This window comes from Leptospira wolbachii serovar Codice str. CDC (assembly GCF_000332515.2).
Taxonomy (GTDB): Bacteria; Spirochaetota; Leptospiria; order Leptospirales; family Leptospiraceae; genus Leptospira_A; species Leptospira_A wolbachii.
Genome location: NZ_AOGZ02000008.1, coordinates 301,506 through 328,040 on the forward strand (window position 1 = coordinate 301,506; position 26,535 = coordinate 328,040).

General features: G+C 40.7%; 24 protein-coding genes. 10 read left to right on the plus strand and 14 right to left on the minus strand.

Features of this window, described 5'->3' with window-relative positions:
• Positions 1-28 precede the first annotated feature (28 nt).
• A complete protein-coding gene (locus LEP1GSC195_RS03290; RefSeq protein ID WP_015680080.1) occupies positions 29-802 on the plus strand; it encodes a ParA family protein in 774 nt (257 codons plus the stop codon).
• Positions 803-846: 44 nt separating this feature from the next.
• Here the strand turns inward: LEP1GSC195_RS03290 and LEP1GSC195_RS03295 are convergent, their stop codons facing one another.
• Positions 847-2,205, minus strand: coding sequence for a cyclic nucleotide-binding domain-containing protein (locus tag LEP1GSC195_RS03295; RefSeq protein WP_015679813.1), 1,359 nt, complete (start codon positions 2,203-2,205; stop codon positions 847-849).
• A gap of 79 nt (positions 2,206-2,284) precedes the next feature.
• Here LEP1GSC195_RS03295 and LEP1GSC195_RS03300 point away from each other — a divergent pair, with 79 nt between their 5' ends.
• Entirely contained in the window at positions 2,285-2,605 is a 321-nt protein-coding gene (locus LEP1GSC195_RS03300; RefSeq protein ID WP_002982683.1) for a YbaB/EbfC family nucleoid-associated protein, read from the plus strand.
• Positions 2,606-2,712: 107 nt separating this feature from the next.
• Here the strand turns inward: LEP1GSC195_RS03300 and LEP1GSC195_RS03305 are convergent, their stop codons facing one another.
• Complete coding sequence (locus LEP1GSC195_RS03305) at positions 2,713-3,444, minus strand: OmpA family protein (RefSeq protein WP_015680046.1); 732 nt, start codon at positions 3,442-3,444, stop codon at positions 2,713-2,715.
• A gap of 99 nt (positions 3,445-3,543) precedes the next feature.
• Positions 3,544-4,392: a flagellin N-terminal helical domain-containing protein gene (locus tag LEP1GSC195_RS03310; protein ID WP_040506294.1), complete on the minus strand. Its 849-nt coding sequence runs from the start codon at positions 4,390-4,392 to the stop codon at positions 3,544-3,546.
• A 204-nt stretch (positions 4,393-4,596) separates the two neighbouring features.
• On the opposite strand from LEP1GSC195_RS03310, the gene LEP1GSC195_RS03315 reads away from it, so the two are divergent.
• The gene (locus LEP1GSC195_RS03315) at positions 4,597-5,163 is read left to right on the plus strand and encodes a cob(I)yrinic acid a,c-diamide adenosyltransferase (protein WP_015680090.1); all 567 of its coding nucleotides are present in this window, start codon (positions 4,597-4,599) and stop codon (positions 5,161-5,163) included.
• Complete coding sequence (locus LEP1GSC195_RS03320) at positions 5,142-6,473, plus strand: peptide MFS transporter (protein ID WP_015680132.1); 1,332 nt, start codon at positions 5,142-5,144, stop codon at positions 6,471-6,473. Before LEP1GSC195_RS03315 ends, LEP1GSC195_RS03320 begins: the two co-directional genes overlap by 22 nt.
• Positions 6,474-6,542: 69 nt before the next feature.
• On the opposite strand, the gene ptsP is transcribed toward LEP1GSC195_RS03320, so the two are convergent.
• From ptsP to LEP1GSC195_RS03350, 6 genes are all read right to left on the minus strand, one after another.
• Positions 6,543-8,270, minus strand: coding sequence for a phosphoenolpyruvate--protein phosphotransferase (gene ptsP / locus LEP1GSC195_RS03325; RefSeq protein ID WP_015679808.1), 1,728 nt, complete (start codon positions 8,268-8,270; stop codon positions 6,543-6,545).
• Between the two features lie 62 nt (positions 8,271-8,332).
• The gene (gene lpxC, locus LEP1GSC195_RS03330; protein ID WP_015679943.1) at positions 8,333-9,241 is read right to left on the minus strand and encodes a UDP-3-O-acyl-N-acetylglucosamine deacetylase; all 909 of its coding nucleotides are present in this window, start codon (positions 9,239-9,241) and stop codon (positions 8,333-8,335) included.
• Positions 9,242-9,418: 177 nt separating this feature from the next.
• A complete protein-coding gene (mce, locus tag LEP1GSC195_RS03335; protein ID WP_015680029.1) occupies positions 9,419-10,192 on the minus strand; it encodes a mammalian cell entry protein Mce in 774 nt (257 codons plus the stop codon).
• Between the two features lie 32 nt (positions 10,193-10,224).
• A complete protein-coding gene (locus LEP1GSC195_RS03340; protein WP_015680124.1) occupies positions 10,225-11,013 on the minus strand; it encodes an ABC transporter ATP-binding protein in 789 nt (262 codons plus the stop codon).
• A gap of 8 nt (positions 11,014-11,021) precedes the next feature.
• The gene (locus tag LEP1GSC195_RS03345) at positions 11,022-11,798 is read right to left on the minus strand and encodes an MlaE family ABC transporter permease (RefSeq protein WP_015679963.1); all 777 of its coding nucleotides are present in this window, start codon (positions 11,796-11,798) and stop codon (positions 11,022-11,024) included.
• Positions 11,795-13,204, minus strand: a complete 1,410-nt coding sequence (locus tag LEP1GSC195_RS03350) for a hypothetical protein (protein ID WP_015679934.1) — start codon at positions 13,202-13,204, stop codon at positions 11,795-11,797. Before LEP1GSC195_RS03350 ends, LEP1GSC195_RS03345 begins: the two co-directional genes overlap by 4 nt.
• A 47-nt stretch (positions 13,205-13,251) precedes the next feature.
• On the opposite strand from LEP1GSC195_RS03350, the gene LEP1GSC195_RS03355 reads away from it, so the two are divergent.
• Positions 13,252-14,301, plus strand: a complete 1,050-nt coding sequence (locus tag LEP1GSC195_RS03355; protein ID WP_015680030.1) for a D-alanine--D-alanine ligase — start codon at positions 13,252-13,254, stop codon at positions 14,299-14,301.
• On the opposite strand, the gene LEP1GSC195_RS03360 is transcribed toward LEP1GSC195_RS03355, so the two are convergent.
• The 5 genes from LEP1GSC195_RS03360 to LEP1GSC195_RS03380 are packed head-to-tail and all read right to left on the minus strand — an operon-like array spanning position 14,270 to position 18,780.
• Positions 14,270-15,670, minus strand: coding sequence for a sodium:solute symporter family protein (locus LEP1GSC195_RS03360; RefSeq protein WP_015679853.1), 1,401 nt, complete (start codon positions 15,668-15,670; stop codon positions 14,270-14,272). The two genes, LEP1GSC195_RS03355 and LEP1GSC195_RS03360, sit on opposite strands and share 32 nt — an antisense overlap.
• A 3-nt stretch (positions 15,671-15,673) precedes the next feature.
• Positions 15,674-15,949: an exodeoxyribonuclease VII small subunit gene (locus tag LEP1GSC195_RS03365; protein WP_002982688.1), complete on the minus strand. Its 276-nt coding sequence runs from the start codon at positions 15,947-15,949 to the stop codon at positions 15,674-15,676.
• A 9-nt stretch (positions 15,950-15,958) separates the two neighbouring features.
• Positions 15,959-17,236 (minus strand): exodeoxyribonuclease VII large subunit, encoded by a 1,278-nt coding sequence (gene xseA / locus LEP1GSC195_RS03370; RefSeq protein WP_015679821.1) that lies wholly within the window; start codon positions 17,234-17,236, stop codon positions 15,959-15,961.
• Positions 17,237-18,346, minus strand: coding sequence for an AI-2E family transporter (locus LEP1GSC195_RS03375; RefSeq protein WP_015680128.1), 1,110 nt, complete (start codon positions 18,344-18,346; stop codon positions 17,237-17,239).
• A gap of 2 nt (positions 18,347-18,348) precedes the next feature.
• A complete protein-coding gene (locus tag LEP1GSC195_RS03380) occupies positions 18,349-18,780 on the minus strand; it encodes a hypothetical protein (RefSeq protein WP_040506250.1) in 432 nt (143 codons plus the stop codon).
• A 93-nt stretch (positions 18,781-18,873) separates the two neighbouring features.
• On the opposite strand from LEP1GSC195_RS03380, the gene LEP1GSC195_RS03385 reads away from it, so the two are divergent.
• The 5 genes from LEP1GSC195_RS03385 to clpA are packed head-to-tail and all read left to right on the plus strand — an operon-like array spanning position 18,874 to position 26,473.
• Complete coding sequence (locus tag LEP1GSC195_RS03385; RefSeq protein ID WP_408605920.1) at positions 18,874-19,512, plus strand: DedA family protein; 639 nt, start codon at positions 18,874-18,876, stop codon at positions 19,510-19,512.
• A gap of 27 nt (positions 19,513-19,539) precedes the next feature.
• Positions 19,540-22,689: a SpoIIE family protein phosphatase gene (locus LEP1GSC195_RS03390; RefSeq protein ID WP_015679962.1), complete on the plus strand. Its 3,150-nt coding sequence runs from the start codon at positions 19,540-19,542 to the stop codon at positions 22,687-22,689.
• Positions 22,690-22,704: 15 nt separating this feature from the next.
• Positions 22,705-23,868 (plus strand): GNAT family N-acetyltransferase, encoded by a 1,164-nt coding sequence (locus LEP1GSC195_RS03395; RefSeq protein WP_015680047.1) that lies wholly within the window; start codon positions 22,705-22,707, stop codon positions 23,866-23,868.
• Entirely contained in the window at positions 23,868-24,209 is a 342-nt protein-coding gene (gene clpS / locus LEP1GSC195_RS03400) for an ATP-dependent Clp protease adapter ClpS (RefSeq protein WP_015679845.1), read from the plus strand. The genes LEP1GSC195_RS03395 and clpS overlap by 1 nt, the downstream gene beginning before the upstream one ends.
• On the plus strand, positions 24,206-26,473 hold the full coding sequence (gene clpA, locus LEP1GSC195_RS03405; protein WP_015679925.1) for an ATP-dependent Clp protease ATP-binding subunit ClpA: 2,268 nt from the start codon (positions 24,206-24,208) through the stop codon (positions 26,471-26,473). The genes clpS and clpA overlap by 4 nt, the downstream gene beginning before the upstream one ends.
• Positions 26,474-26,535 lie beyond the last annotated feature (62 nt).

Genomic DNA, 26,535 nt, shown 5'->3' on the forward strand with positions numbered 1-26,535 from the left:
GAGCTGAATTCAGACAATTCTTTGCCCCATGAAGGTGATCTCAGTTTCCAATATTAAGGGAGGAAGTGGGAAATCCACTACTGCTGCCCACTTAGCTTGTGCCCTTGCCAGGCGGGGGAAAACACTGGTTGTGGATATGGACATGCAGGGCGACTTAACAGACTATTGTTTGCCCGATTTGGATCTGAACCAACTGAATGAATCCAATGTGATGAGTGTACTTCTCGGGATGAAACGAATGACAGACTGCATTCGGGAAACCAAACAATTTGATGTTTTGCCATCTACCTTAAGTTTGGCCAAACTGACCAAATACAATCCCGATTCGACTAGCCTTTGTTTACAATTCAAACGAGCTTTGGATGAAGTACGAAACAAATACAAATTTGTAATTATAGATACGCCGGGTTCTGCCAAACATGAACTCACCACAGCCATCTACAATTCCGAGTTGATCCTGATTCCGGTAACTCCCAGTAAATGGACGATTCGAGCTGTGAATTTACTTCTAGATGAAATCTCACAAACAGAAACCATTTTTAGCCAGAAGAAAAAAATTGCCTTTGTTCCTTCTTGGTTTGGACCTTCCAAAAAACATAGAGAACTATTGGAAAAATTAAAACAAATCGAAGAGATCCCTTGTCTGGCCGAAATTCCGAAATCAGAATCTATTAAGTCGAAAACGGAAAAACAAGAGTCGTTAAAGAAGGACAGTAATGCTTGGCATGCCTTTGATTTGTTAGCTGATGAATCCATTGCTCTAGTGGATCCAGAGAATTCAATTCTTTCCTTGAAGCCGTAATCGTTGAAAAAATAAATTTCAAAATTTCCGACTGAAATCTTACATCATTCTGTTTTGGCCGCTTTCGATGTTTGGTTTTTTTTACGTTCTTCAGCGATGACTTGTATATGTTGTGCAAATTTAGGATGGTGTTTTAAAATTTCTGCAAACCTGTCCTTTCCTAAAGTATACACATCGCAATAAGAACCTGCTTTGATGGTTGCGGTTCGTAAAGAATCGTCAATCAAACTCATTTCGCCAAAAAATGATCCAGAGTTCAGTGTGGCAAGTAACTCACCTGTTTTTTCTTTGATCACCTCTACATGACCTTTGGATAAAAAATACATATTGTGGGGAACATCACCTTCTTTAAAAATAATATCACCTTTCATATAAAAGGCAGGTTTTAATTCCAATACCACTTCTCTTTTTAATTCTTCAGGAGCATTTTTAAAAAAGGGAACCACGGAAATTAAGTGGTTATGTAAAAACATAGACACATCAATTTTTATTCCCGATGGGAGTTGGTCCCAAATTTCAGTTTCATCTATTCCATGTTTGTTTTCCCAAAGATTGACGTAATAGGAACGAATTCGGTTGGCAAGTTGTGGAGGTAATTTTTTATATTTGATAAAACTATCTATCGTGTTTAACTTTTCTTGGAAATGAACACGAGAGACATCTAAGTTAGAGAGTAATGTAGCAATGTTACCAATGACATATCCATAAATACCCACACCTAAAATCATTACACCCATTGTATAAATAGTTTGTCCGTTGGTCACAGGAGTGATGTCACCATATCCAATGGTTGTGAGTGTTGTGACGGACCAATAGAGGGCCCGGATGTATCGGGTCGTAATATCTTTATCAGCTAAAAACTCAGGCCCAAGATGAATCCAACCGCAAGCCACCCAATGAGCAAAGAGACTCGTCCAATACACAAAAAAGATCAATCGAAAGGTCATCGGATTGATCACTTCTACCAGTTTGAACCGATCATCGGAATCGGCACCAAGGGCTAGAAGTCGGAGCGATTTAAAAAGTTCAAAGACTCGTACGGACCGTAGAAGTCTTAAAATCTTTAGGCTGTCAGTGACACCAAAGTATTGGAAGAAAAATCCACCAAAAAGATCAAAAGGGAAGGCGGATAAAAAATCGATGAGAAACCAAGAACGCAAATAGGTTTTGGTCACAATCTTGCGATTATGGATAAGAAGGCGGTCTTTCAAAATGGCTGTATTGAAATTGAGGATCACATCCAATCCGAAGACAATTTGGATGGCCCGTTCTAACCAGGTGACTCCTGCAGAGAGTTTATAATGAAAGACTAAGCGAATAGGCACTTCGATCGCAAAGTAAGTAATACAAATAAAAACAAAAAGATCCCAGATTCGTTTGTAAGGGGAATTGGGATGGATCATAATTATAGTATCGACAAAGGTGCGTTTTATATTTGCCTTCTTTTAAAGAAAAATAATCCTGAAATGAAAAGAGGTGCTTATGTTCGGTGGAGCAGGCGGAAACAAGTTTGATATGCTCAAACAGATGAAGAAAATGCGGTCGCAGGTAAAAACCATGGAAAAGGAACTTGCCGGTCTCAATTTTGTAGGAATTTCAAAAAACAAACTTCTATCTGTGACTTTGGATGGAAAATTCCAAATGAAATCCATTCAAATCGAAGATGAATTGATTGATAAAAAAGATAAAAACCTTCTAGAAAAGTCCATCCAAGAAGCTTATACAAAGGCTTTGCAAGATGCACAGGCGGGAGCTGCCAAGCAGATGCAAGCCATGGGTGGTTTTCCAGGTTTAGGAATGTAATTTACGTTTCCTTTGTAATCTAGAAATAAAAAAGCCTACAAATCAATGTAGGCTTTTACTTGAATCGAAAAGGGACAGTCTGTCCCTTTTTTTATGTCGTTTGGATCTTAGCTCGCAGGAACAATTTCTACTTCGACTCGTCGGTTGGATCCATCTTTGGGATCCACATTTTTGATTGGTGTTGAGGAACCGACTCCTTGGACTGTTCCAATTCTTTTTCCTTCCACACCGTTTTCAATGATGGCATTCTTTGCAGTCACAGCTCGGTCTTGGGACAATCTTAAGTTGAGGTCTTCGGCACCTGTTTTATTGGCGTGTCCAGAAATATTGATTTTAGTTTCTGGGTAAGCTGCTAGAGCTTCTGCCAATTTGTCAATGTTCTCTTTCCCTTTTCCCTTTAGGTCCGCTTTTCCATCTTCGAAAGCAATTCCGCCGTCCATAGTGGCAGTAAGACTGACAGTTTCTCCACCTTTTTCGTTTTTCTCAAGAGTGATTCCTTGTTTTTTCATTTCTTCGGCCATGTTGTCATACATAGTGTTGAGATAAAAACCAGTTCCAAGTCCTGCCAGACAACCAGCACCAAGGCCCACAATCTTACCTTTGTTTTGCGGCTTCTTTTTTTCGAGTGCCAAAGAGGATTTGATTTGTCTTTGGAAATCGTTCTTTTTGTTTTTAGTATCTTTTTTTCTTTGTGCTTCGTCGTAAACGGCACCGAGTGCAAGACCAACTCCACATCCAATGGATGTACTAAGAATGAGTCTTTTTGTATTGTCGGATAGTCCACAAGAAATTGTGGAAAGTAATGATAGGGAAAGAATTCCGGAGATGATTTGTTTCAACGTTAATGTCCTCGCTTACACTCGCTATAAGTATAAGGACAAAGTTTGAAGAAATCCTCCTTGTTTGCAAGGAGGATTTCCGTTTCTTTTTCGATCGGATTAGTATCTGTCCGTGAGGAGTTTTACTACGGATTCCGGTCGTAGGTTCGCTTGTGCAAGCATTGCCACACCTGATTTGGTTAGGATTTGGTTTTTGGAATATTCTACCATTTCCGTTGCCATATCTGCATCCCTTACTTGCGATTCAGCTGAAACAATGTTCACATAGTTGTTACTTAGTGATTTCAAAGTTAAATCCAATCGGTTGTAATAGGCACCTAGGTCAGACCGCAGGCGGTTGACTTTAGTGATGGCATCATCCAAAACTTGGAGTGAATCGGAAGCCTTGTTCGGAGTTGATAGAGTCAACTTGTTTCCAGCTTGTTTCAGTTTGAGGGAAGAACTAGTCATCGTATTGATGTAAAGTTCTATTTTCTCTGAACCGTTTGCACCCACTTGCAAAGTCATTGGATTTTTGGAAGAACGAGAAAACCTTCCATCCAATGGTTTGATTTTGTTAAACTCAGCAGAAGTTCCGATCCTTTCCACTTCTTCCACTAACTGAGAAACTTCTAACTGAACAAGTTTTCTGTCTTCGTTAGAATAAATTCCGTTTGAGGATTGAACTGAAAGTTCGCGTAACCTCTGTAAGATAGAGTTTACTTGATCTAAAGATCCTTCGGTGACTTGAAGGAACGACATACCATCCTGGGTATTTCGTTCTGCTTGGCCAAGGCCCCGAATTTGTGATCTTAATTTTTCGGACACAGCGAATCCCAAGGAATCATCCCCTGGTCTATTGATTCGCATACCCGTTGCTAGGTGCTCCATGGATTTATCCATGTCACGCCCGGTGTTTGTGAGCGCTCGTTTCGCAACTAGCGCGCTGATGTTGTGATTGATAATCATTGTCACACCCTCCTGTGTGTCCATGACCCGCCTGTTTCCCTACATGCGGAGAAAAGTAAAATTCACTTTCCGAGAAATCCGTTCCCGTCGGGAAGAGAAGGGGTTGCCTGCCCTTGGTTCTTCCGTGAATTTTGCCTTTCCAGAAGATTCTATACCAAAAAACTGATGTATGTAAAGAAAATTTAAGCATAAAGGAGTAGGAAATTGAAAATCTACACCAAATTTGGCGATGGTGGTCAGACCTACCTGGCTTCGGGAATCAAAGTTTCTAAAACTGATCGTAGGGTTGATCTCTACGGAAGTTGCGATGAACTCAATAGTACGATTGGTCTTGCTCTTTCTTTCACAGGAGATTTGAGTTTTGAGCCAGCTTTTCTGGGTTACTTAAAAAGCGTTCAAAGTTTTCTTTTTGAAATTGGATCGGAGTTGGCAGGATATGTGCCAAAGGAATCCAAAGAAGGAACGGTTGTTTTGCGCTCAGATGTAGAAAGTTTAGAAAAGGAAATTGATAGGCTTATGGAAGTCCTTCCAGAGATTAAGTTTTTTATTTTGCCTGGGGGGAGTTCTGTCGCAAGCACTCTGCACATTGCTCGTACAATTTGTCGGCGTTTAGAGCGGGACCTACTTGTATACATTGAGTCTGGTGGAGAGATCCATGCCGACTTACGAATTTATATCAATCGTCTTTCTGATTATCTTTTTGTTGCAGCGCGGTTTGCCAATTTTTCTACTGGAAACGAGGAAACCATTTGGAAAAGCCGAACGAAATAGAATTGGGGCAACACCCCGAAGGAATTGCACCGCTTTTTCTCACAGAGATGTGGGAACGTTTGAGTTATTATGGGATGCGCGCTCTCCTTGTTTTGTATTTGGTCAAAGCCCTAGGATTTTCAGATGCCGATGCCGGTGCTGTTTATGCTTTTTATACAAGTTTTGTCTATCTAACACCTGTTCTTGGGGGATATTTAACCGATCGTTTCTTTAGTTATCAATTTTCCATTTATTTGGGAAGTTTTCTTATGCTCTGCGGACATCTCTCCCTCGCTTTTTCTGGACTTTCTTTTTTCTATTTAGGCCTTGTTTTATTAGCTCTCGGAAATGGATTTTTTAAACCCAATATGTCTACCATCTTTGGTAGGTTATACGAAACGAAACCGGGTCTTCGGGATAGTGGATTTACCATATTTTATATGGGGATCAATTTGGGGGGACTTATCGGTCCGATTCTTTGCGGAAGTTTGGGCGAACGAGTGGATTGGCATTTGGGTTTTTTATCTGCGGGATTTGGAATGGCCATCGGTATGGTTGTATTTTATTTCGGAAGCAAACGTTTACCAAACTCCCTTTGGGAAAAACATAGAGATCGTGAAATCTCTTCTACAACGGCCACAAAAGACCACCAAACCAAACCAAAAATTTTGCTTATTGTTTTACTCTCTTTTTTCAGTATTTTCTTTTGGATGGCGTTTGAACAGATGGGTTCTTCGCTGAACCTCTTTGCCTTGCGAAATACCGATAGGTTTTTGTTTGGTTTTGAAATCCCGGCCTCAGTTTTACAATCCATCAATCCTTTATTTATCCTTCTCTTTGGCCCGATTGTTTCCACACTTTGGACAGGTCTTGCCAAACGGAGAAAAAATCCCAATCCTGTCGTAAAATTTGTTCTCAGTTTGTTTATCCTTGGAATTGGATTTCTCGTAATGGTGATTGCGGCAAAATATGCAGAAACAGGAGTAGCAGTTTCCATTTTGTTTTTGGTGTTTGTATACTTTTGGAATACACTAAGTGAACTTTGTCTTTCGCCGGTGGGACTTTCTTTTGTGAGCCACCTAGCTCCTGTTAAATATGCATCTGTTCTTATGGGGATTTGGTTTTTATCGAATGCCTTTGGGCACTATGCTGCAGGGATTCTATCAGGTTATCAAAACCAATGGGGGAGTATGACAAACTTCTATGGTTTATTTGTTCTCTGTTCTTGGTTTGGTGCTCTTCTTTTGTATGGAATTTATTATTGGAAAAAGAAACCCATTTTAGCTTTGCTCAAAGGAAAAGAAGAAGAAAAAACAATCCCAGCGATTTAAGAGAAAATCGAACCAATGAATACTTTGGTTTTTTATGAGTTCGGTAATTCAATGATTACCGAATTTTGATTAACCTTTGGTTTCTAATACCAGGGCTTCAATTTCTTCAAATTTTTCTTCCCCGGCAAGACCTATCACTTGTTCGGCGAGAAGTTTTGCTTTCCAGGAAGAAATTTCCTGAACCTTTTCTCCCACTTCTCGCATCAAGGGTAACGCAGAACTCAAATCGCGAAACCCAAGCCCGATAAGGACAGCGGTAAACATAGGATCACTTCCAATCTCTCCGCAAATACTAATGGGTTTTTTTTGGGAATTGGCAACATCGGCTATGTTTTTGAGTAACAATAGAAAAACCACTTGCCATGGATTGTATAAATCTCCCACCAAATGGTTGTTTCGTTCTACTGCCAGAAGATACTGTAAAAGATCGTTTGTTCCCACACTATAAAAATCTACATGATTTCCGAGAAACGGTAGGTTTAAAGCGCAAGCAGGAGTTTCTGCCATGATTCCTAGAGGAATTTTTTTAGTAATGTCAAGTCCTGTGGTTTTTAATTCTTCCAGGCATTCCGCAAACAAGGCTTTGGTTTGTAAAATTTCCGAACGCGTGGTGATCATAGGTAACATGATCCTCATTGTTCCAAATTCGCTGGCGCGAAGGAGTGCTCTTAGTTGTTCCTTAAAAAAATGCGGATGGCGAAGCAGGTAACGAATTCCCCGATTTCCAAGAAAGGGATTGGCCTCTTCATAGCCATTTTCCATCTTATCAGCCCCAATGTCCCAGACACGGAAAGTTACAGGGCGGCCTACCATCTTTAGTAAGATTCGTTTATAAACAGCAAACTGTTCTTCTTCTGTGGGTTTGAATTCTACATACCGAATGAATAGAATTTCGGTTCTGACAAGACCAATTCCATCGGCTCCTTGTTCAAAAGCCAAATCCACTTCGTCTTCGGAATCGATATTGGCACGGAGGGAAAACTTTTTGCCATCTTTGGTTTTGATTTCTCTTGGACCATCACTGATTTCGCGAAGTGGTTGAACTTTGTGAATTTCACTTCTGATTCCAGCGAGTTTAATTTCATCAATCCCGGGAGACCGGTTTAGAATTCCTTTTGTGGCATCTAACAAAATGTAGTCGTCATCCTCTACATGTGAGGTAATGTTTTTTAAACCCACAATCGTAGGGATTCCATAATTTCTAGCGATGATTGCTGTATGTCCAGTTTTACCACCAAAGTCTGTGGCAATACCTCGTAGGCGACCCTTTCCTAATTGGATCATTTCTGAGGGAGTGATTTCCTTGGCGATAAGAATGACATCGTCAGGGATTTTTGTTTGGTCGGAGATTTTATCGGGATAAAGATTGGATTCAATTCGTTTGCCAATATCTAAAATATGATCGGCACGTTCCCGAAAAAATTCATCGGGAATGGATTGGAATTCGTCGTATAAGGAACTAACAGCTGTTTCTAGGGCAAGACCCGCCGACTCGTTGTTTTGCGAAATTCTTTCAAAAACTCGAGCGCGGAATAAAGGATCATTTAAAAAAACAATTTGGGATTCTAGAATTTCGGAAAGTTCTCTGTTGGCCTTCGATTTTTGGACAAGATCGGCCAAGTCTTCTTCGGTTTTCAGAAGACCCTTTTTTAGAAGGTCTACCTCTTCTTTGATTTCGTCAGGGGAGAGGTCCGTGCGGTCTTCGCGTTTTCGTTTGGATTGTTTCCAACGAAACACTTTGCCATAAACTGTGCCTGGATAAGCAGAAATGCCTTTGAATGTGGTTTTTTCTTCCATCCGTCCCTTTGCCAAAAATACTTTCGGCTGGGCTTCGTTTGGAAAGTAAAAAACGCCGGATTCTAACGGACCGCTTGTTTTTTAGCGAAAAGTGGGACTCTTTTGCTTTTGAACTGAGTGAGTTCGTTTCCTGTGACTTGGCTCATAATGCATTTGGCAAGAGAGATGTCTAAGGCATGACCCGCTTTGGAAGCAATCAAATGACCACGGAAAGGTCGACCCATGACGGCCAAGTCCCCAATGAGGTCGAGGATCTTGTGACGGACACATTCGTTGTCATAACGTAAAGTTTCGTTCAAATACCCGTCATCCGTCAATACTACCGCATTGTCGAGAGATCCACCCATAGCAAGGCCTCTTGCTTGGAGGGCTTCCACATCTTTCAAAAACCCAAAAGTTCGGGCAGGAAGGATGTCTGTTCCTAAAATGGATTCGTCAAGAGTGGTGGTGTAGGACTGGCCTCTAAGGAGGGGGTGGTTGAAATCGATGCTATAAGTGACTTTGAGTTCATCGGAAGGAAGCATTACGAGGTATTTGTCCCCGTCTACTACCCAAATGGGGTTGGCGATGGTAATGGGTTCAATGGTTTCAGGAAGAACCCGGATTCCTGCCGAACGAATCCCTTCCCAAAACGGCAGGGAGGATCCATCCATAATCGGAACTTCTACGGAATCAATTTCAAAAATACAATCAGTAATGCCTAGGGTGTGAACGGCGGCGAGAAGGTGTTCTATGGTTTGCACCCGGTTGGAACTTCCGTCCCCAATAGTTGTGGCGTTACTTGTGTCGACCACATGGTCGAGAGAGACGGGAATTCGAATTTTTTGAGTCCCTTTGTAGAGGTAAAAGATGAGTCCTGTATTTGCTTCTGCCGGATGGAGCCGCAAAGTCACCATTTTCCCGGAATGTACGCCAATTCCCCGAAGAGTGATGGAGTTTTGGATGGTTTTTCTATGTATCGCCGTTACCATAATTGTTCCTACTTACAATTTTGTAGAAAAGGGGGGAGGGACAATTCCAAAACCGTAGGCCCAAGTCAAAAAAATGTCTCCTTTTTACAACAGTGTGGTGGGAATGTGACGGCCCGAATTTGTGCATCAAACCAAAGGATTTTGCTACAAAAAGGACCGCATTTTACGTGTTAGTGCTTAAAAAGCACTGAGGGCGGAACGAATGAAACTGGTCACAGGAGCTTGTTCCCTTGTGTCTTCCAGTCCCTCTCTTAGTTCCTTTAAAACCACTTGAGCATCCCCAAGAGTGGTATTCACAGACTTATGCACATCACTTTCATTGATAAGTTTTCCCAGAGTTCCTTGGCCTTCATTGATTTTTCCGGTGATTCCCGCGATGTTTTGGACTGTTTTACGGATATCGGAGCGATTTTCAGCAATCAGTTCGGATAAAGAAACAAGGGGGTCTTGGGTGACCTTTCCTTGGATCGGCATCAGTTTTCCTGATTTGGGAGAAATCTCCACTTTGGTCAGAGCAGGCTCTGTCATCATATATTCTTTGGTTTTGGGATCGACCGGGAACTTGGATCCGGGGTCGAGAGAGACCACACGTCCAGAAAGTAGACTTTCGTTTTTGATGGTAATTTCGTAGTTGGAGAAAAGTTGCACCTTCCCTTTTAAAAGAAGGGTGAGTTCCACTTTAGTTCCAATCCCCGTTTCTCCTTCAGGGAGTAAGTTTCCATATTCATCGATCTGCACCAAACGAATTTTTGAAACATAGCCAAACGGAACCCCATGGATGGTCACCTTGTTTCCAATTTTGATTCCTTCTGCATCGGGAAAGTAAACGGGAAGTTGGTAACCCGACTTTTGGAAGGGACCACCTTCGGTGACGATGGTGAAGTAACCCACAGCCACAAGTGAAAAGATAAATAAAAGACCGACGATGAGAGCGCGACCTATAGTGGGCATTCCCTAAAGTTCTCCTAAAGTATGAGGCAAAGTCAATTGGATTTTCCTTTTTTTAATTCTGAATGATCTAGAATCATTGGGCCCACTGTATTTCCATGAATGAATTGTTGGATGACGGGATTGGTTGATTTTTGGATCTCTTCCGAGGTTCCGCAAAACTGCACCTTACCTTCATAGAGAAAACTAATTCTATCTGCGATCCTATACGCTGAATTCATATCATGAGTGACCACTATGGATGTTAGACCTAGTTCCTTTTGCAAACGGATGACAAGATCATTGATGACATTGGACATCACTGGATCAAGCCCTGAAGTTGGCTCGTCGTATAACACGATTTTAGGTTGGGAAGTGAGAGCACGTGCTAGACCGACTCGTTTTTTCATCCCTCCAGAAATATTACTTGGTAACGTATCTTTGGCGGGAACAAGGTCCAGCCATTTTAGTTTTTCCATTACAATGCGGTCAAGTTCTGCCCCTGATGCAATTTTATGTTCTCGCAGAGGAAGAGCCACATTTTCATAGACTGTAAGCCAGTTGATGAGTGCTCCTGATTGGAACAAAACTCCAAGTTTTGAACGAAGCTCTTCTCTTTTTTTTTCATTCCCATGAACTATGGATTCGCCGAAAATTTGGCAATCTCCTTCATCTGGATCGAGTAACCCCGTGATGTGTTTGAGGCTGACTGATTTTCCTGTCCCAGATGGGCCAAGGATGACCATGGTCTCTCCTTGTTTTACCTGTATGTTCATTCCAGTTAAAATCTTTCTTTTTCCGAAAGCTTTGTGGACGTTTTTCATTTCAATGGCAAAGGTTTCCATACTATCCTTCATTTATAAAATAAGGCAGTGAGCACATAACCAGAAAAAATGACCATAAGGAATGACGTGACCACAGCCTTTCTTGTGGTTTGGCCCACACCGATGGCACCACCTTCGGTTCTAAGTCCCTGGCTACAGGATATGGTAGAGATGGAAAGTCCAAATACATAGCCTTTCAAAAGACCCACATACAAATCTTTCAATCCAGGAACCGAAGAGATACGATAATACACATCTTGGAAGTAACTGATCATATCGATTCCCAGTTGGAAATGTCCAACAATCCCACCACCTAAGATTCCTAAGGCGGCAGAATAGACACAAAGCACGGGAACCATAAGCGAAAACCCCACTATCCTTGGCATCACTAGATACCGAACGGGATTGATGGACATCACTTCTAGAGCATCAATCTCTTCGGAGACTTTCATGGTTCCAATTTCTGCGGCCATTGCCGAACCCACGGAGGCAGCAAGGATGAGAGAAGTCATAAAAGGAGACATCTCACGAGTGAGTGTAATGGTAAGCAGAAGTCCAATTTGTCCCTCGGCCCCAAAGTCCCGAAGACCAAGGCCTGTGTTTAACCCAAGGATCATTCCTGTAAAAATAGAAACGATGGAGACAACAAAGAGTGAACCCACACCGGCGATGAACATTTGTTCTAGGATTTCTTTTCGTTTGAAATAGAGCTGGTGGGACTGTCCCACTGCGCGAAAGAGAAGGAGGACCGTATACCCAATGGCATAGAGTAAGGGTTCCAAGGTTTTGGAATATAGCCGTTTCATAGTTCCCACCAAAGGAGTTTGTATTTATTTGCTTTTTCTCTTGTATCGATGCCGAAAAGTCCATAACCCAATTCATACCGAAAACCAGTCTGTGATTTGGAATACTCTACTAGGATCGGTATATGGATATGGGTTTCCTCTTCTGTCCACCGATGAGTATAGAGTCTTGTGATTAGGTGCAATCGTTTCTCTCCATTGGAGGACCGTTTGTATTCGATAAGAGAAAAGATAGGTTCCCAAACATCTTCCATCACTTCAAAACGAACTGGGATGATGGCGAGTGTATTCCATCCAAAATTTCCATCGGCATCTTTGTGGTAACGAAATAGAGGCCAAAGTTTTAAGTAATAATCTTCCCTTCCTGTTTGGACATATTCACTTTTCATTTGGGAATAAAAAGGTAATAAAAAATGAGAAGTTGCTTTTAGGTGCGATGTATTTTGCGTCAAACGGATGTAAAATGGAGTGATGAACTCAGCTTCTTTATTAGCAAAAAAAGAATATCCGTAAAAGGGAAAAAAAACAAGTTTTTCTGTATCCTTTTTTTCAGAGGTTGTGTATTGAAAAAAAATAAACAGAGCCGTATAATTGGTTTGTCCTGTTTTTTTATCATAGCCATAAGAAAATAAAGAATTCAAAATCGGAAACCAAAGATAGGCTCTACTTTTCATATTCCCATCTCTTGAATCTTTGCTGTTATAGAAGGGAAAAAATATCGAGTAAGATGTCGGTTCTTTTTTATCTAACCTTTCTTCTCCCCACTGAAAAAAAGGCCAAAGAAAAGATTGCCGTTTATACTTTCCTTCATGTTCCTTTATTGAATAGAGAGGAAAGATTCGAAAGTCTTTCCTTGTTTCGGAACCTCCCCACATAACCAGAGGCCAGAGGACCGATTTTGCTTCATAGGTTTTGTATTTCCATTCTGAATAAACAGGAAAAAAAACATAACTCAGTTCTTGGTAAGAGAGTTTGTTTCTAATTTTTCCATAGATGGGAAAAACACTAAAATAGTTTTCTCTTTGGGATTCCCCTTTGCCCCAGATAAAAAGAGGAGTGAAGAGGATGTCTTCATCGGCGTCTCCCTCTTCGTGTTTGAATCCAGTTCCGCTAAAGAAAAACAAGGAAGACCAAGTATACCAGTAGTTGGTTTCTTCTTTATAGTAGAGAGGGGATAGATAACTCTTAAAACGAAATGCATAGGTTTTGTCTTGAAAACCTATATAGAAAGGGCGAAAGGCCAAATAACTTTGGCGTCCTCTGTTTTCTGATTCATATAGAAACCAAAATTGGTGGTAGTTGGATTTGATGTCTTCGGTAAAGGAGTTGGGGAGTTTTGCATATAGCGAGGAACTGAGCAAGAGGAGAGAAAAAACAATTCCGAATTGAATTTTAAAGCGGGAATCCACGTAATTTCAATATCTTCAAGTTTCAAGTAAAGGAATCAAGTGATTTCATGATCCAAACCAAAATCGCACTGCTTTTCGGAGGTATCTCCGGAGAACATATCATCTCTATTCGTTCTTCTTATTTCATTTTCAATACAATCGATCGGGACAAATTCCAAATTTGTCCTGTTTACATTGACCAAACGGGAAAATTTTGGATCCCGAGAGGAAAAGATCCAATTTATCCAGATCCATCTGGCAAAACAGAATCGGAATTCTTAAAAGAATTTTCTAAGTTGAACCAAATATCCGAATCAAAATCTGGTGCGGGACTTCTCGAAAATGGATTTTCGGCCGCCTTTCTGGGATTACACGGAGGAGCGGGAGAGGATGGACGAATCCAAGGATTTTTAGATGTATTAGAAATCCCGCATACGGGTTCGGGAGTTTTGGCATCGGCTCTGGCAATGGACAAATATAGGGCCAACCTACTATTCCAAACGATTGGAATTCCTGTGGCACCTTTTGTGGATTTGGAAAAAGGAAAAGTGGACGCAAGAAAAACCGTCTTAAACTTACCATTTTCTTTTCCTGTATTCATTAAACCAACATTAGGTGGATCGAGTGTCAATACGGGAATGGCAAAAACCCCCGAAGAGGCTATGGTTCTTGTGGATAAGATCTTTGTCTCCGAAGATCGAGTTTTGATTCAAAAATTGATTTCGGGAACAGAAGTGTCCATTGGTGTTTTGGAAAAAAAAGAAGGAGAAAAACGAATTCCTTTTGCTCTCGTGCCAACGGAGATCAGGCCCAAGTCCGAATTTTTTGATTTTGAAGCCAAATATACAAAAGGGGGAAGTGAAGAAATCACACCGGCACCGGTAGGGGATGAGATCACAAAAAAACTCCAAGAGTATACTTTAATGTGTCATGAGGTGCTTGGTTGTAAAGGGTATTCTCGTACCGATTTTATCATTAGCGACGGTGTGCCTTATGTTTTAGAAACAAACACCCTACCTGGAATGACGGGGACAAGTCTTATTCCCCAACAAGCAAAAGCTCTCGGGATAGAGATGAAAGAAGTTTTTACTTGGCTTCTATCGATTGCTCTTTCTTAGGAAAGAAATACATTCCCACGAGTATGGCGATAAGGCTGGCTATCGTTCCATAGAAATGGCTTGTCATATCGTCGCCGTACACTTCCAAAACAAGCCAAGTCCCAATGCCCACAAACAAAGAAAAGAGAGCGGCTCTTTCATCAGCCTTTTGGCTCATGAGTCCAAAGACCATAGGAATGAATAATGTGACAAGAGAGATTCCACCGGAGTCTTCCACAAGGGCGTAAATAGACGGTTTTCCCACAGCGAGCAAAAAAGAAATTCCAGCAATGATTAGAACCGAAGTTCTAGAAAGTAGGAGTAATTTTTTATCATTCATGTTAGTAAATGCGTATTTTAGAATATTCTCCGATAGAATGGACGAGGGGGCAAGGATGGCTCCTGAAGCCGTGGAAAGGATAGCCGAGATAAGAGCAGAAAAAAATAAAACCTGAACCCAAGGACTGGAAAACTTAGAAATCATTGTAGGGATGAGGAGTTGTCCGGTTTCTCCGTGTAAATCAAAGTCGGGAAGAAGGCTTTTTGCATGAAGTCCTAAAAACAAAGGAATGAGAGCAAAAAGTAGGTAGAAAATGGAAGAAAGATAGGAGGCAGTGATAGCCACCTTTTCCAATTTTGCCGACATCACCCTTTGGAAGATATCCTGTTGGGGCAAAGACCCAAAACCCACTACCATCCAAGCAGAAAGATACAAAGTCCAAGCGTGAAAATTGGACTCAGGAAAAAATCGAAAGAAACCATCAGGTTTTTCTTGGATCGATGTCCAGATTGGTTTTACTTCGTTTAACTCGAATACGACGATGACAAGACCGATGATGATGGAGATAGATTGGAAAAAGTCAGTTAAGGAAACCGACCACATCCCGCCAAGATAAGTATAAAAAACAACAAGACATGCGCCGATCACGATGGCAGTGAATTGATTGATTCCAAAAAGAATCTGCACCATAATTCCGAGGGCCACAAATTGTGCTGCCACCCATCCAAAATAGGAAAAGATCAAACAGATCCCGGCAATAAATTCCATCTTCTTTTCATACCGGTTTCTGTAAAAATCTCCGAAGGTAAGGATTTGCATTCGATAGAGATACTTCGCAAATACGAGTCCTAGTAAAAAAAGACAAAGTGCCCCGCCAAAGGGATCTTGGATGACAGATAAAAACCCACCTTTTGCAAATTCGACGGAAGAACCGAGGATGGTTTCACTTCCAAACCAAGTTGCAAAGAGAGCAGCAGTGGAGATGGGAAGGGGAAGGCTTCTACCGGCTAAGATAAAGTCACGTGAGTTTTTGACTTTTTTTGCCGCATACACTCCAATGGCAATCGTTATGAGTAGGTAACCAACAATGAAGACAGCTTGGAAACTCATTCTTTAAAATAAATCTTCTTCCACAGGTTTTGACGGCCCATCTTCTTTCTTTTTTTTGACAGCAGATTTTACAATTTCGCCACTGGGTGCTTTGGACAAAAATTCAATTTTTGCTTCTGCATCCACAAGTCGTTCTGAACAAACTTTTTTTAATTCCATTCCTCTTTCGTAGGCTTTGATGGAATCTTCTAAGGATAGGGTTCCCCTCTCTAATTTTTCAGCTATGTCTTCTAATTCACGAAGTGCTTCTTCAAAACTAATCGATTTTTTCTCTACCATTTTCGATTCCTATATTTTTTCTTTTACTTCTACGAGAAGTTTTCCATCCGAAAGGAATACTTCTAAACTTTCATTTTCTTTGATATTATGAATGGATGAAATCACTTGTTTGTTTTGGTTCCGAACCACAGAATACCCACGTTTCAAAGTTCCCAGTGGGGAAAAGTGCTCTAATCTTTGTTCTGCGAGAGTGAATTTGTTATGGATTCTCTCTAAATAGGATTTCCAGTTTTGGGAAAGATTATCAAACCTTTGGAATTCACTTTGTTTGCGAACTAAATAATTTTTTCCGAGGAGCGATATCTTTGTCATGAGTTCGTCCAGTGCTGCGGATCTGATTTCCAAAAGAGTTTTTGGATTTTGAAAAACAGGTCTTGAGACAACACCTGCACACTTTTCTTTTCCAATGCGAATAACGTTCGTTAGAGCAGATTTGATTCTGTCTTCCATTTCATCCAGTCGAATGAGGGTATCCGATACATTGGGAATAGCTAGTTTTGCCGCAGCTGTGGGAGTGGGAGTAGTCGCATCCGCCGCAAGGTCAGTAAGGACACGGTCAATTTCATGTCCGACTGCAGAGATAATAGGTATTCTGGAATGGTAATAAGCCATAACCACTGCTTCTTGGTTAAATGCCATTAGATCTTCGAAGGAACCACCACCACGTCCAGCAATGATCACATCCACTTCCCATTTGGGATCATTCAGTTCTTTTATGGCTTCTATGATAGAGACTTCAGCACCATCTCCCTGTACGAGACAAGGTGATACTAAAATTTGAATGGAAGGGTTTAAGTCGGTAGCAATCCGAATGATGTCTTCGACTGCCGCCCCTTTGGGAGAGGTAACAATACCTAGGCGCTTGGGAAATTTTGGTAAAGGGCGTTTGTGTGTGGCATCAAAAATACCTTTATCGGCCAGGGTTTTCTTTAGTTTTTCAATTTTGAGAAGGATGTCACCCTCTCCAATTTCTTCAATCTTTTGAACTGTTAAACTATAATATCCGCCAGGCTCATAAACAGAAATGGAACCATATACCAAAATCTCCATTCCATTCCGAAGTGGCGTTCCACGGTAGTTTTTGGCTTGGAAGGAAAAAAAAGCGCATTTGATCACGCTTGCCTGATCTTTCAGCGAAAAGTAAATATGGCCCGAGCTATTGGTTTGGGAATGATTTGATATCTCACCACGAACCCAAATGTTTTTAAATTCAGATGAGTCTTGGAGTTTGGATTTGATGAGGCGGTTGACCTCACTAACACTAAGCGATGCGTCAACGAGTTCCATTTATATATTTTGAAAACGTGTCTCTCTAAAAATTTTCCAAAAGTCCCAAAGGATGATGACAAGTGTCAAAGCCATAGGACCAATAATGATTCCAGCAACACCAAACTCTTGTAGGCCGCCAATGAGAGATAAAAAAATTAAAAACGGATGAGTTTTAAGTTTTTTATCTAAAATCTTAGGTTTTACTAAGTTCTCCAAAATCAAATAACTCGCACCACCGGCGATCATAAAGAGAACACTCCCCGTCCAGTTTTCTTGGACAAGTCCAATATACAAACCAATGGGTAACCAAACAACCGATGTTCCTACAACGGGGATCAGTGAAAAAATGGTGGCGATGCTAGAAAGTAAAAACTTATTTGAAACAGAGGTAAATAGTAACAATATGTATACGAAGGTACCTTGTAATAGAGAAATGAATAAGTTTCCCATCATTACAGTGCGAATGGCTTCCTCGATACGGCGACCTAGTCTCTCCTCAATTTCTGTTGGGAAGGGGAGTAAAACAAAAAGCGCATGTTCCATCCGACTTCCTTCTTTGTATAAAAAGAAAAGTAAAATGAATGTAAAAAATGCATTAAAAATGATGGCACCGGGAACTTCAAAAGAGCCGACTAAAAAACCGGATGAGTTTTTTAGTAAACTATAGATGGAATCTAAGTTTAAGATGTCCATGTGTTGGCCCACATATTCTCTATACAACAAAGGGAGTTTGATCCAGAAAAATTCATTCTCTGTAAAGAAATCTGTGAGCATAGGACTATTGAGTAACAAAGATACAATGGATTCTTCTGTGAGTTGGTTTCTGATATAACTGACTAAGTTTAAAGACTCTCGAATTAGAGTAGAGACAATCAAATAAGACGGGATAAATACTCCAGCAAGCATTAGAATTACCATGATATAAGGCGAAAGTCCGTGGAATTTGACCCCGAGTATGTTCTTTAGTTTTTTGTGAATCTTTCTTGTTGTAAGATAAAATAGTAGAGCGAGGAAACTTGCCCAAAGGAAAGGTTTGAATACAAAAAATAAAGTAAGACAAGTCCCTAAAAATATGGCACCAAGCAAAAGATAGACGATGATTTCGTTTTTGTTTTTAATCCAATTCATAATTAGTAACTGGAATGTTTTCTAAAATAAAAACGTAAATAATGAGAAGTTCCACCACTTTCAGATACAACGATGGAAAGGGATTTTTTGATAAAACCTTCCAATAAATAAGTAATTTCTCCGTTCTTTTCTGTTTTATCGATGAGTTTCCAGTCCCCTTGGATGGCACGAGTTTCAATTCGTTTGCGAATACTTTCTATACTTTCTTCCGACTCCACTAACAGATAAGCTTCTTTGGTGTGGATGTGGCTTGTTTTGAACTCACTCGATTGTAGAAACTTTGTTTGTTCTGGAAAGAAAGACTGCGGGAAAGCGGGAGGTGCGTTTGTTGGGTTTCTTGTAACTATGATTTGATCGAAACGATAGATTTCAGTTTGGGTAGTTGGTGTACAAGCCCAGAGAAATAGCAATAAAATAGGCAGAAATCGAAGCATTAGGGAAAGCAAATGTGAGACTAGGGATTCCTTCCATTCATTTTTTTAAATCTTTGTTGCCATTAGACAGGAAGGCATATCTTTTCTTTTGTGTTGGATTTTCTACAGTTTGATGCCTTTTTGACTCGGATTTTGGAGTTACCGCCCGTTGTGCTTTGGGGTTTCTTCTGCTTTTCAAACTTTCTGGAGAATGTTTTCCCCCCTTGGCCTGGCGACACAGTCACCGTGTTTTCCGGATTTCTTGCTTCCAGTCCCGGTTCGCCTCTATCTTTTGTTTCAGTAGTGGTTGCTACCTATTTGGGGAATCTTCTTGGGGCTCTTGTCATGTATTTTTTTGGGGAAAGGATCCTCCATTTTCTAAAACGATCACGGTTCCCTTTTTTGTCAGCACTCTACCAAGAAGAAAACTTACATAAGACTCTAGTTTGGTTTCGTCGATATGAATTCGTTGTGGTATTATTATCCCGATTTTCGGCAGGAATTCGATTCTTTGTATCCATCGTTGCCGGAATGAGCAAAATGAACGTTATTAAATTTGTATTGTTGTATTCGATTGCCATATCCCTTTGGTGCGGACTCCTGCTTTTGGGAGGCTCCGTTCTGGGTGCAAACTGGAACCAAATCGTTGTTATGCTATCCTACTACAATCAGGTCATAGGTTTTATAATTTTATGTTTATTCTTATACTTTCTATACCAAATTAAGAAGAAAAGAAATACGAAGTTGACATGAAATTTTTTTCTGTTAGGGTTTTCACCCATGAACTCTTGGGGAAATATAGCGTTTGATTTTTACACATTTGGCTCTCTGGTCGGTGTGATTTTTACTTTTTACAATGCACAATTTTTTTTAACGGTTAAAGAAAAGTCGGAGGCCACCTACCAATTGGGAATGGGAACTCTTTGGCTTGGCCTGTTTCATTTTGGATATATGATCAATTTTTCCTTTATGGGACCTGCTTCCGCATACTTGCGTTGGCTTGTGATCATTGGAGCTATGGCCGGTGCCACTTACTTAACTAGTTTTTTCTTAAGTTACCCCGAGGTTTATTTCCCACGATTTAAAAAATATCTCTTTAGAGTAATGATTTCGGTTGTTGTGATCGTTACCGGTTATTTTGTTTTCATTAGTCTAACAGCGGGTAGGTTGTTTTTCTTTAGCGGTCATTATTGGGATTTTCCTCTTCCTGCCTTTTATAAAACCTATGCGGTCATCGTATTAGTCTTTTTTCTAGTTTTTTCTTTGGTTGCTCTGGTACAGATTTTTAAAATGCCAAAAGAGTCAAGATTTGCTACAACAAGCATCTTAATTGCTTTTATCCTTGTAACCATCATTCCGGGAATCATGAATGCTCAGTCAAGAGACGGCGCCATTGGGCGGGGTATTTATCAAACCATCACGGATCTTGTTTTGGTTGTCGGACTTTTTGTAGCAAACGTTGTCTATATCAACAACACAAAAGATAAAACCACCATTATCTCTCGGATTATAGGAATCTCTCTCGCTTCATTTTTATTAGTATTACAATTAGTTGCGTATGTTGTCATCCAACAGTCAGAAGATAACTATGATATGGTGCATACTGCGCGGGCAAAGAACTTTATTGCCGGATTGGAAACTGACCAAGTCCCTAGTTTCCATTATACCTATGATACAAACCAAAAGGAGTTTGTTCGCAAAAAAGGTTTGGAGGATTCTGCGGTCGACCCAAAAAGTTATGAATCGGAGTATTGGAACTATTGGGCCTTAGAAACCATACTATCTTTCAAAGAAAGTAAGGATTGGAAAGATAGAACAGAAAGTTTACTTTCTGAATTACCTGAAACAAGCAAAGGTTATGTGGCAGAAATTAAACGGCTTTTGGCTCTAGAAAAAGTTACCGATCCAAAATCCCTGATCCATGAGTTAGAGTCTGAGAAACGAAAGATTCTCTACACAAGAAACAAATTAAGGGAAATACAGACAAAGAATTTTTCGGCCAATGCGGATTCTCTTGTTTCCCAAAAAGAGGGACCGCTCTCCGGTTTTTATGGAGTGGCCCGTTCCGTTCTAGACTCGCAACTCCCAGAAGAAAAAAAATCCGAAGTACTCGATCAAATGTTTTCCCCCATGCCAAACCATGGAGACAGAAACTATCGGGGTCGTGTGAAGTTTGCCGAAAACAATCCCGAATATTCATTTTACGTAAGTTATCTGATAGTCGACAAACCAAGAGGACTTGTCCATGAAGTAGGTTACCCTTATTTGGATTACCGAGAATTCCAGGAGGAGGTGACTCTTCCTTGGATCATCGGAGTATTATCATTGGCTGTTCTTGTGATTTTCGGTTATAGGCTCTTTTTTTTAATAGCACTCCTTCGTCCCATTGAACAAATCATTGAAGGTTTGACCGAGGTAAATTCTGGAAACTTAGAACATCGCCTCATCGTACATGTAGAAGATGATATTGGATTTATGGCACGATCCTTCAACCGAATGGTTCGTTCCATCCAAGCTGCCCGAAAGAAATTAGAGCAGTATGCGGATCAGCTGGAAGTTAAGGTCCAGGAACGGACTAAAGAATTGGAAAATACTTTGAAGGAAGTACAATCCTTAAAACACCAACAAGATGGAGACTATTTTTTAACTTCCCTACTTTTGCAGCCATTTAACGCCAATCATGCGAAGCATGATAATGTCCATATTGACTTTTTACTAGAACAAAAGAAAAAATTCACCTTCCGCCAGTATGAAAAGGAAATCGGCGGTGATTTAAATATTGCTAATCAGATTTTTTTAAACAATAGATCTTACACAGTTTTTCTTAATGCAGATGCTATGGGAAAATCCATGCAAGGGGCTGGTGGGGCACTCGTACTTGGTTCTGTTTTTGAGTCCATCATCACAAGGACCCAACTTTTAGGTGAGGCAAGAAATACGTATCCGGAACGTTGGATCAAAAATACTTTTTTAGAACTTCATAAGATCTTCGAAGGTTTTGACGGGTCTATGCTTGTCTCCTTGGTTCTTGGCCTAATCGACAATGAAACGGGTCTTTTATACTTTATCAATGCGGAACATCCTTGGATGGTTCTCTACCGTGACGGAATTGCTAGTTTTATCGAAAACGAATTGATGTTTCGGAAACTAGGAACCTCCGGTGTCCAAGGAAATCTTTATATCAAAACCTTCCAACTAGAGCCAGGAGATATTCTCATCGCAGGATCGGATGGTCGGGACGATTTACTGATTTCACATACAGCAGATGGAAAAAGAGTGATCAACGAAGATGAGAGGTTATTCTTAAAAGTCGTCGAATCCGGGAAGGGGGAACTCGACAAAATTTATGATGAGTTGGCTAAGTATGGAAGTCTCACAGACGACTTGTCCTTGTTACGTGTTTCTTATATCGAAGAAAAAGCGCGTTACAAGATCGAAAAAGATCGTTTGAAAGAAATCCAAGCACTTCTTCTCAAGGCAAAAGAAGCCAGTGAATCCTCTGATTTACAAGAAGCAGTTTCTTATCTAGAGGAGGCAAACTCCCTAGAGGAAAATATTCCAGAGATCAAAAAGAAATTCATCCAACTCTATCTGAAATTAAAAGACTATGGGAATGCCAAAAAGATGGCGAAAGACTATAGTTTGTTAAAACCAATGGATACGGAGATCATGTACATCACAGCATTTTGTGCTCGTAAAGTGGCTGATGTCAAAACTGCGATTGATTTTGGGGAACGGGTTCGCCTTCGCGATCCAAACCATGTCAAAAATTTGATCAATTTGGGGCAGACGTATTTGGCGGATAAAAATTTAGCTCGGGCAGAGAATATACTCAGTTCCGCTTTAGAGTTAGATCCTGAAAATCCGAGTTTGCAAAGGCTTCTTGACCACATTCGGAAGAAACAAAACAAACAAGATGTTGTAGGTTAGAGTCTAAGGTTTACATTGAGTGAATCATTTGAGATTACAGTTTCCCACAAGTTTGGGGAGTTTACAAGGGAAGACTGGAATCTTCTGGTTCCGGCAGATTCGGTCTTCCAGGAATATGAATTTCTAGCAGGGTTAGAGAAGACAGGTTGTATCGGAGATTCGGATTGGACTCCAGTCCTAATCTCTGCTAGGCGAAACGGGATTCTCTGGGGAGTCCTTCCGGCTTATATTCGGAGTGATTCCTATGGGGAATATATTTTCGATTTCCAGTGGGCCAATGCCTTTCACCGAGCAGGGATTCCCTATTACCCGAAACTCACCGTGGCGGTTCCCTTCACCCCAGTGACTGGAAGCCGGATTTTACTCCATCCAAATCTTTCGCCATCCGAAAGAGATTTTTTAAGTTCCGAACTTTTGCAAAGACTGGTTCATTTCGGAAAGGAAAAGGAAACCTCTTCGGTTCACCTTTTATTCTGCAAAGAAGAAGAACGAAAAATTGGGATCCAAAATTCTTTTGCTCCTCGGCTTTCTCATCAATACCACTGGTTTAATAGAGGTTTTGCGAGTTTTGATGAGTTTTTAGCAACACTCGTAAAGGACAGAAGAAAAACCATTCGCCAAGAACGTCGGAAAATTTCGGAATCAGGTCTTACCATTCAAACTCTAACTGGCGATGCCATTACAGAAGACCATGCCCATATTTTTTATGAATTCTATAAAGACACCCATTCTAAAAAATGGGGACAACCTTACTTAAACCGTCAATTTTTTATAGAGATGTATCATAACTTTCGCCACCGGCTTCTATTAGTATTAGCATCGGATCCAGAGGGAAAACCAATCGGCGGGAGTTGGAATGTATTTCGGGAAGGGTTTTTATTTGGAAGATATTGGGGTGCTCTGGAGCATATTCCCAATTTGCATTTTGAATGTTGTTATTACCGATTGATTGATTATGCCATAGAGCATAAAATGGAACGAGTGGAAGCGGGAGCCCAAGGAGAACATAAATTCCTCAGGGGTTATGAAGCGGTTCCCATGTATAGTTTGCATCATATTTATAATGAACAAGGCCGAGCCGCCATCGAATCCTATTTGGAACGAGAGATTGCTATGGAAAGGGAAAATATTTCCGCCTACAATGCGCAGTCCCCAATTAAGGCTCTGCGGGAGGGATAATGTCAGATCCAAAACGAAAGTCCTACACGGACATGAATGTAGAACTTCTCGAAAGAGAAAAACAAAAACAAAAATTAAAAAAACCGGATCGGTATAAGGTAATCCTCATCAATGATGATTACACTCCCCAGGAATTTGTAGTTTATGTTCTCGCTAATGTTTTTCGGAAATCTATGGAAGAATCCCGTCAAATTATGTGGAAGGCGCATACTTCGGGTTCAGCCGTTTGCGGGGTGTATTCTTTAGACATTGCAAGAACCAAAGTCGCAGAAGTGCACAAACTGGCAGACGATGCGGGACATCCATTACAATGCCAATTGGCAAAAGAGGAGGACGAATGAACCTTTCCACAGATTTAGAAAAGAGTTTGGAGCTTGCAGGAAAAGAAGCATCCAAATACCACCATGAATTTATAACCTTAGAACATTTGTTATATGGATTGACTTATAATGAAAAAACGAAGGAAGTCCTTGTCAATGTCGGTTGCGATTTAGACCTTCTCAGAAAAGAACTTACCGAATACTTTCAAGAGGACCTTTCCACAATCGCCGTTCCTAATTTAAAAATCCAACCTCGCTATACAGTGGGAGTTCAGTTTGTCATTCAATTTGCAGCCTTTCACGTTCAAAATTCCGGCAAAGAGGAAGTGGATGGAAATAATGTCCTCGTGGCCCTCTTTCGAGAAGAAGATAGCCAAGCCTATTACCTACTCGCCAAACAAGAAGTCAACCGCCTCGATGTGATCAAATACATTTCCCATGGAATCAAAAAAGAAAAAGATAGCGAAGAGCCTGAGTTTGCCGAAGAAGCAGAGACAGGCGAAGCGGAAGGTGGGTCTCGCAAATCGGCTTTGGAAAAATTTTGTGTGAATCTCACTGAAAGAGCCAAACAAGGAAAACTAGATCCTTGCATTGGACGAGAAGTAGAAATAGAAAGAACCATTCATATTCTGTCACGTCGACGTAAAAACAATCCCATCTTTGTGGGAGAAGCCGGTGTAGGAAAAACTTCCATTGTAGAAGGAATTGCCGAACGTGTGGTGAAGGGGCTTGTTCCGAAAAGTCTTTTGAATATGGAAATTTATTCTTTGGATATGGGGCTTGTCATGGCCGGAACCAAGTTCCGCGGAGAATTTGAAGAACGACTCAAGGCCATCTTACAAGAAGTAGTCGGAAAACCAGAACGAATTATCTTTGTCGATGAAATTCATACCATCGTAGGTGCCGGCGCTGTTTCTGGAGGAAGCCTGGATGCATCCAATTTAATGAAACCAGCACTTGCCAATGGAGAACTCAAATGCGTTGGAACTACCACTTACAAAGAATACAAATCAATCTTTGAAAAAGACCATGCCCTTTCGAGAAGGTTTCAAAAAATCGAAGTGACTGAGCCGTCTAGAGAAGATGCGATCGAGATCTTAAAAGGTCTGAAACCAAAGTACGAATCCTTTCACGGCGTGACGTATAGTGTAAAAGCCATTGAAGCTTGTGTGGATTTATCCAGTTTGCATTTAAGAGACCGTTTTTTACCAGACAAAGCCATCGACCTAATGGATGAATCGGGCGCCTTTGTTAAGTTACGCGATGAGAAAAAAGAGAAACCAAAAAAACAAGTGGGGATTTTAGAAATTGAATCCCTTGTCGCAAAGATTGCCAAAATCCCAGAAAAAACTGTTAAGGCTGATGACAAAAAGAAATTGGAACACTTGGATTCGGAAATTAAATCCGTTGTCTTTGGGCAAGACCATGCCGTAGAACAAGTGGTGGATGCCATTCACTATTCTCGTTCTGGACTCAGTGATGAAGGAAAACCCATTGGTAGTTTTCTCTTTGTGGGTCCTACTGGTGTTGGAAAAACAGAAGTAGCCAAAACTTTGGCAGAGAAAATGGGTGTGGAATTTCTCCGTTTTGATATGAGTGAGTATATGGAAAAACATTCTGTATCTCGCCTGATTGGAAGTCCTCCCGGTTATGTGGGGTATGACCAAGGGGGCCAACTCACAGATGCCATTGCCAAAAATCCCCACTGTGTTTTGTTATTCGATGAAATCGAAAAAGCACATGAAGATATTTATAATATTTTACTTCAGGTAATGGACCATGCGACGCTTACCGATAGCACAGGAAAAAAAGCAGACTTTCGCAATGTCATTCTTATCTTAACGACCAATACAGGTGCCCAGGAAAGTTCGAAACCTCTCCTTGGTTTTGATACCGAAAGGTATGATGATCGTTCCATGAAAGCCATTGAAAGGACATTCACACCAGAATTTCGCAATCGTTTGACTGCTGTGATTGAGTTCCATGCTCTATCGATCCCAGTGGTGGAACTTGTAGTCAAAAGAATGTTTCGCACCTTACAAGCTAAAGCTGAAGAAAAAGGGATTCGTTTGGAATTGTCCGAAAAAGCTGTTCGTTATCTTGCCGAAACTGGTTATGACAAGGCCATGGGGGCAAGGCCCATCCAAAGGATTCTTAATTCGGAAATTGGAAAACCTCTTTCCAAAAAAATCCTTTTCCACAAAGATAAAGTGAATCGTTACCTTGTGGATGTGAAAGAGAAAGATGGAAAAGAAGTTTTAGAAATCTTGGAAGTGAATTCGTAAAGGTTTCTTTCGATTCTAAATTGTTTGATTCGCTTATTTATGGACCAGGCAAACGAGTAGGT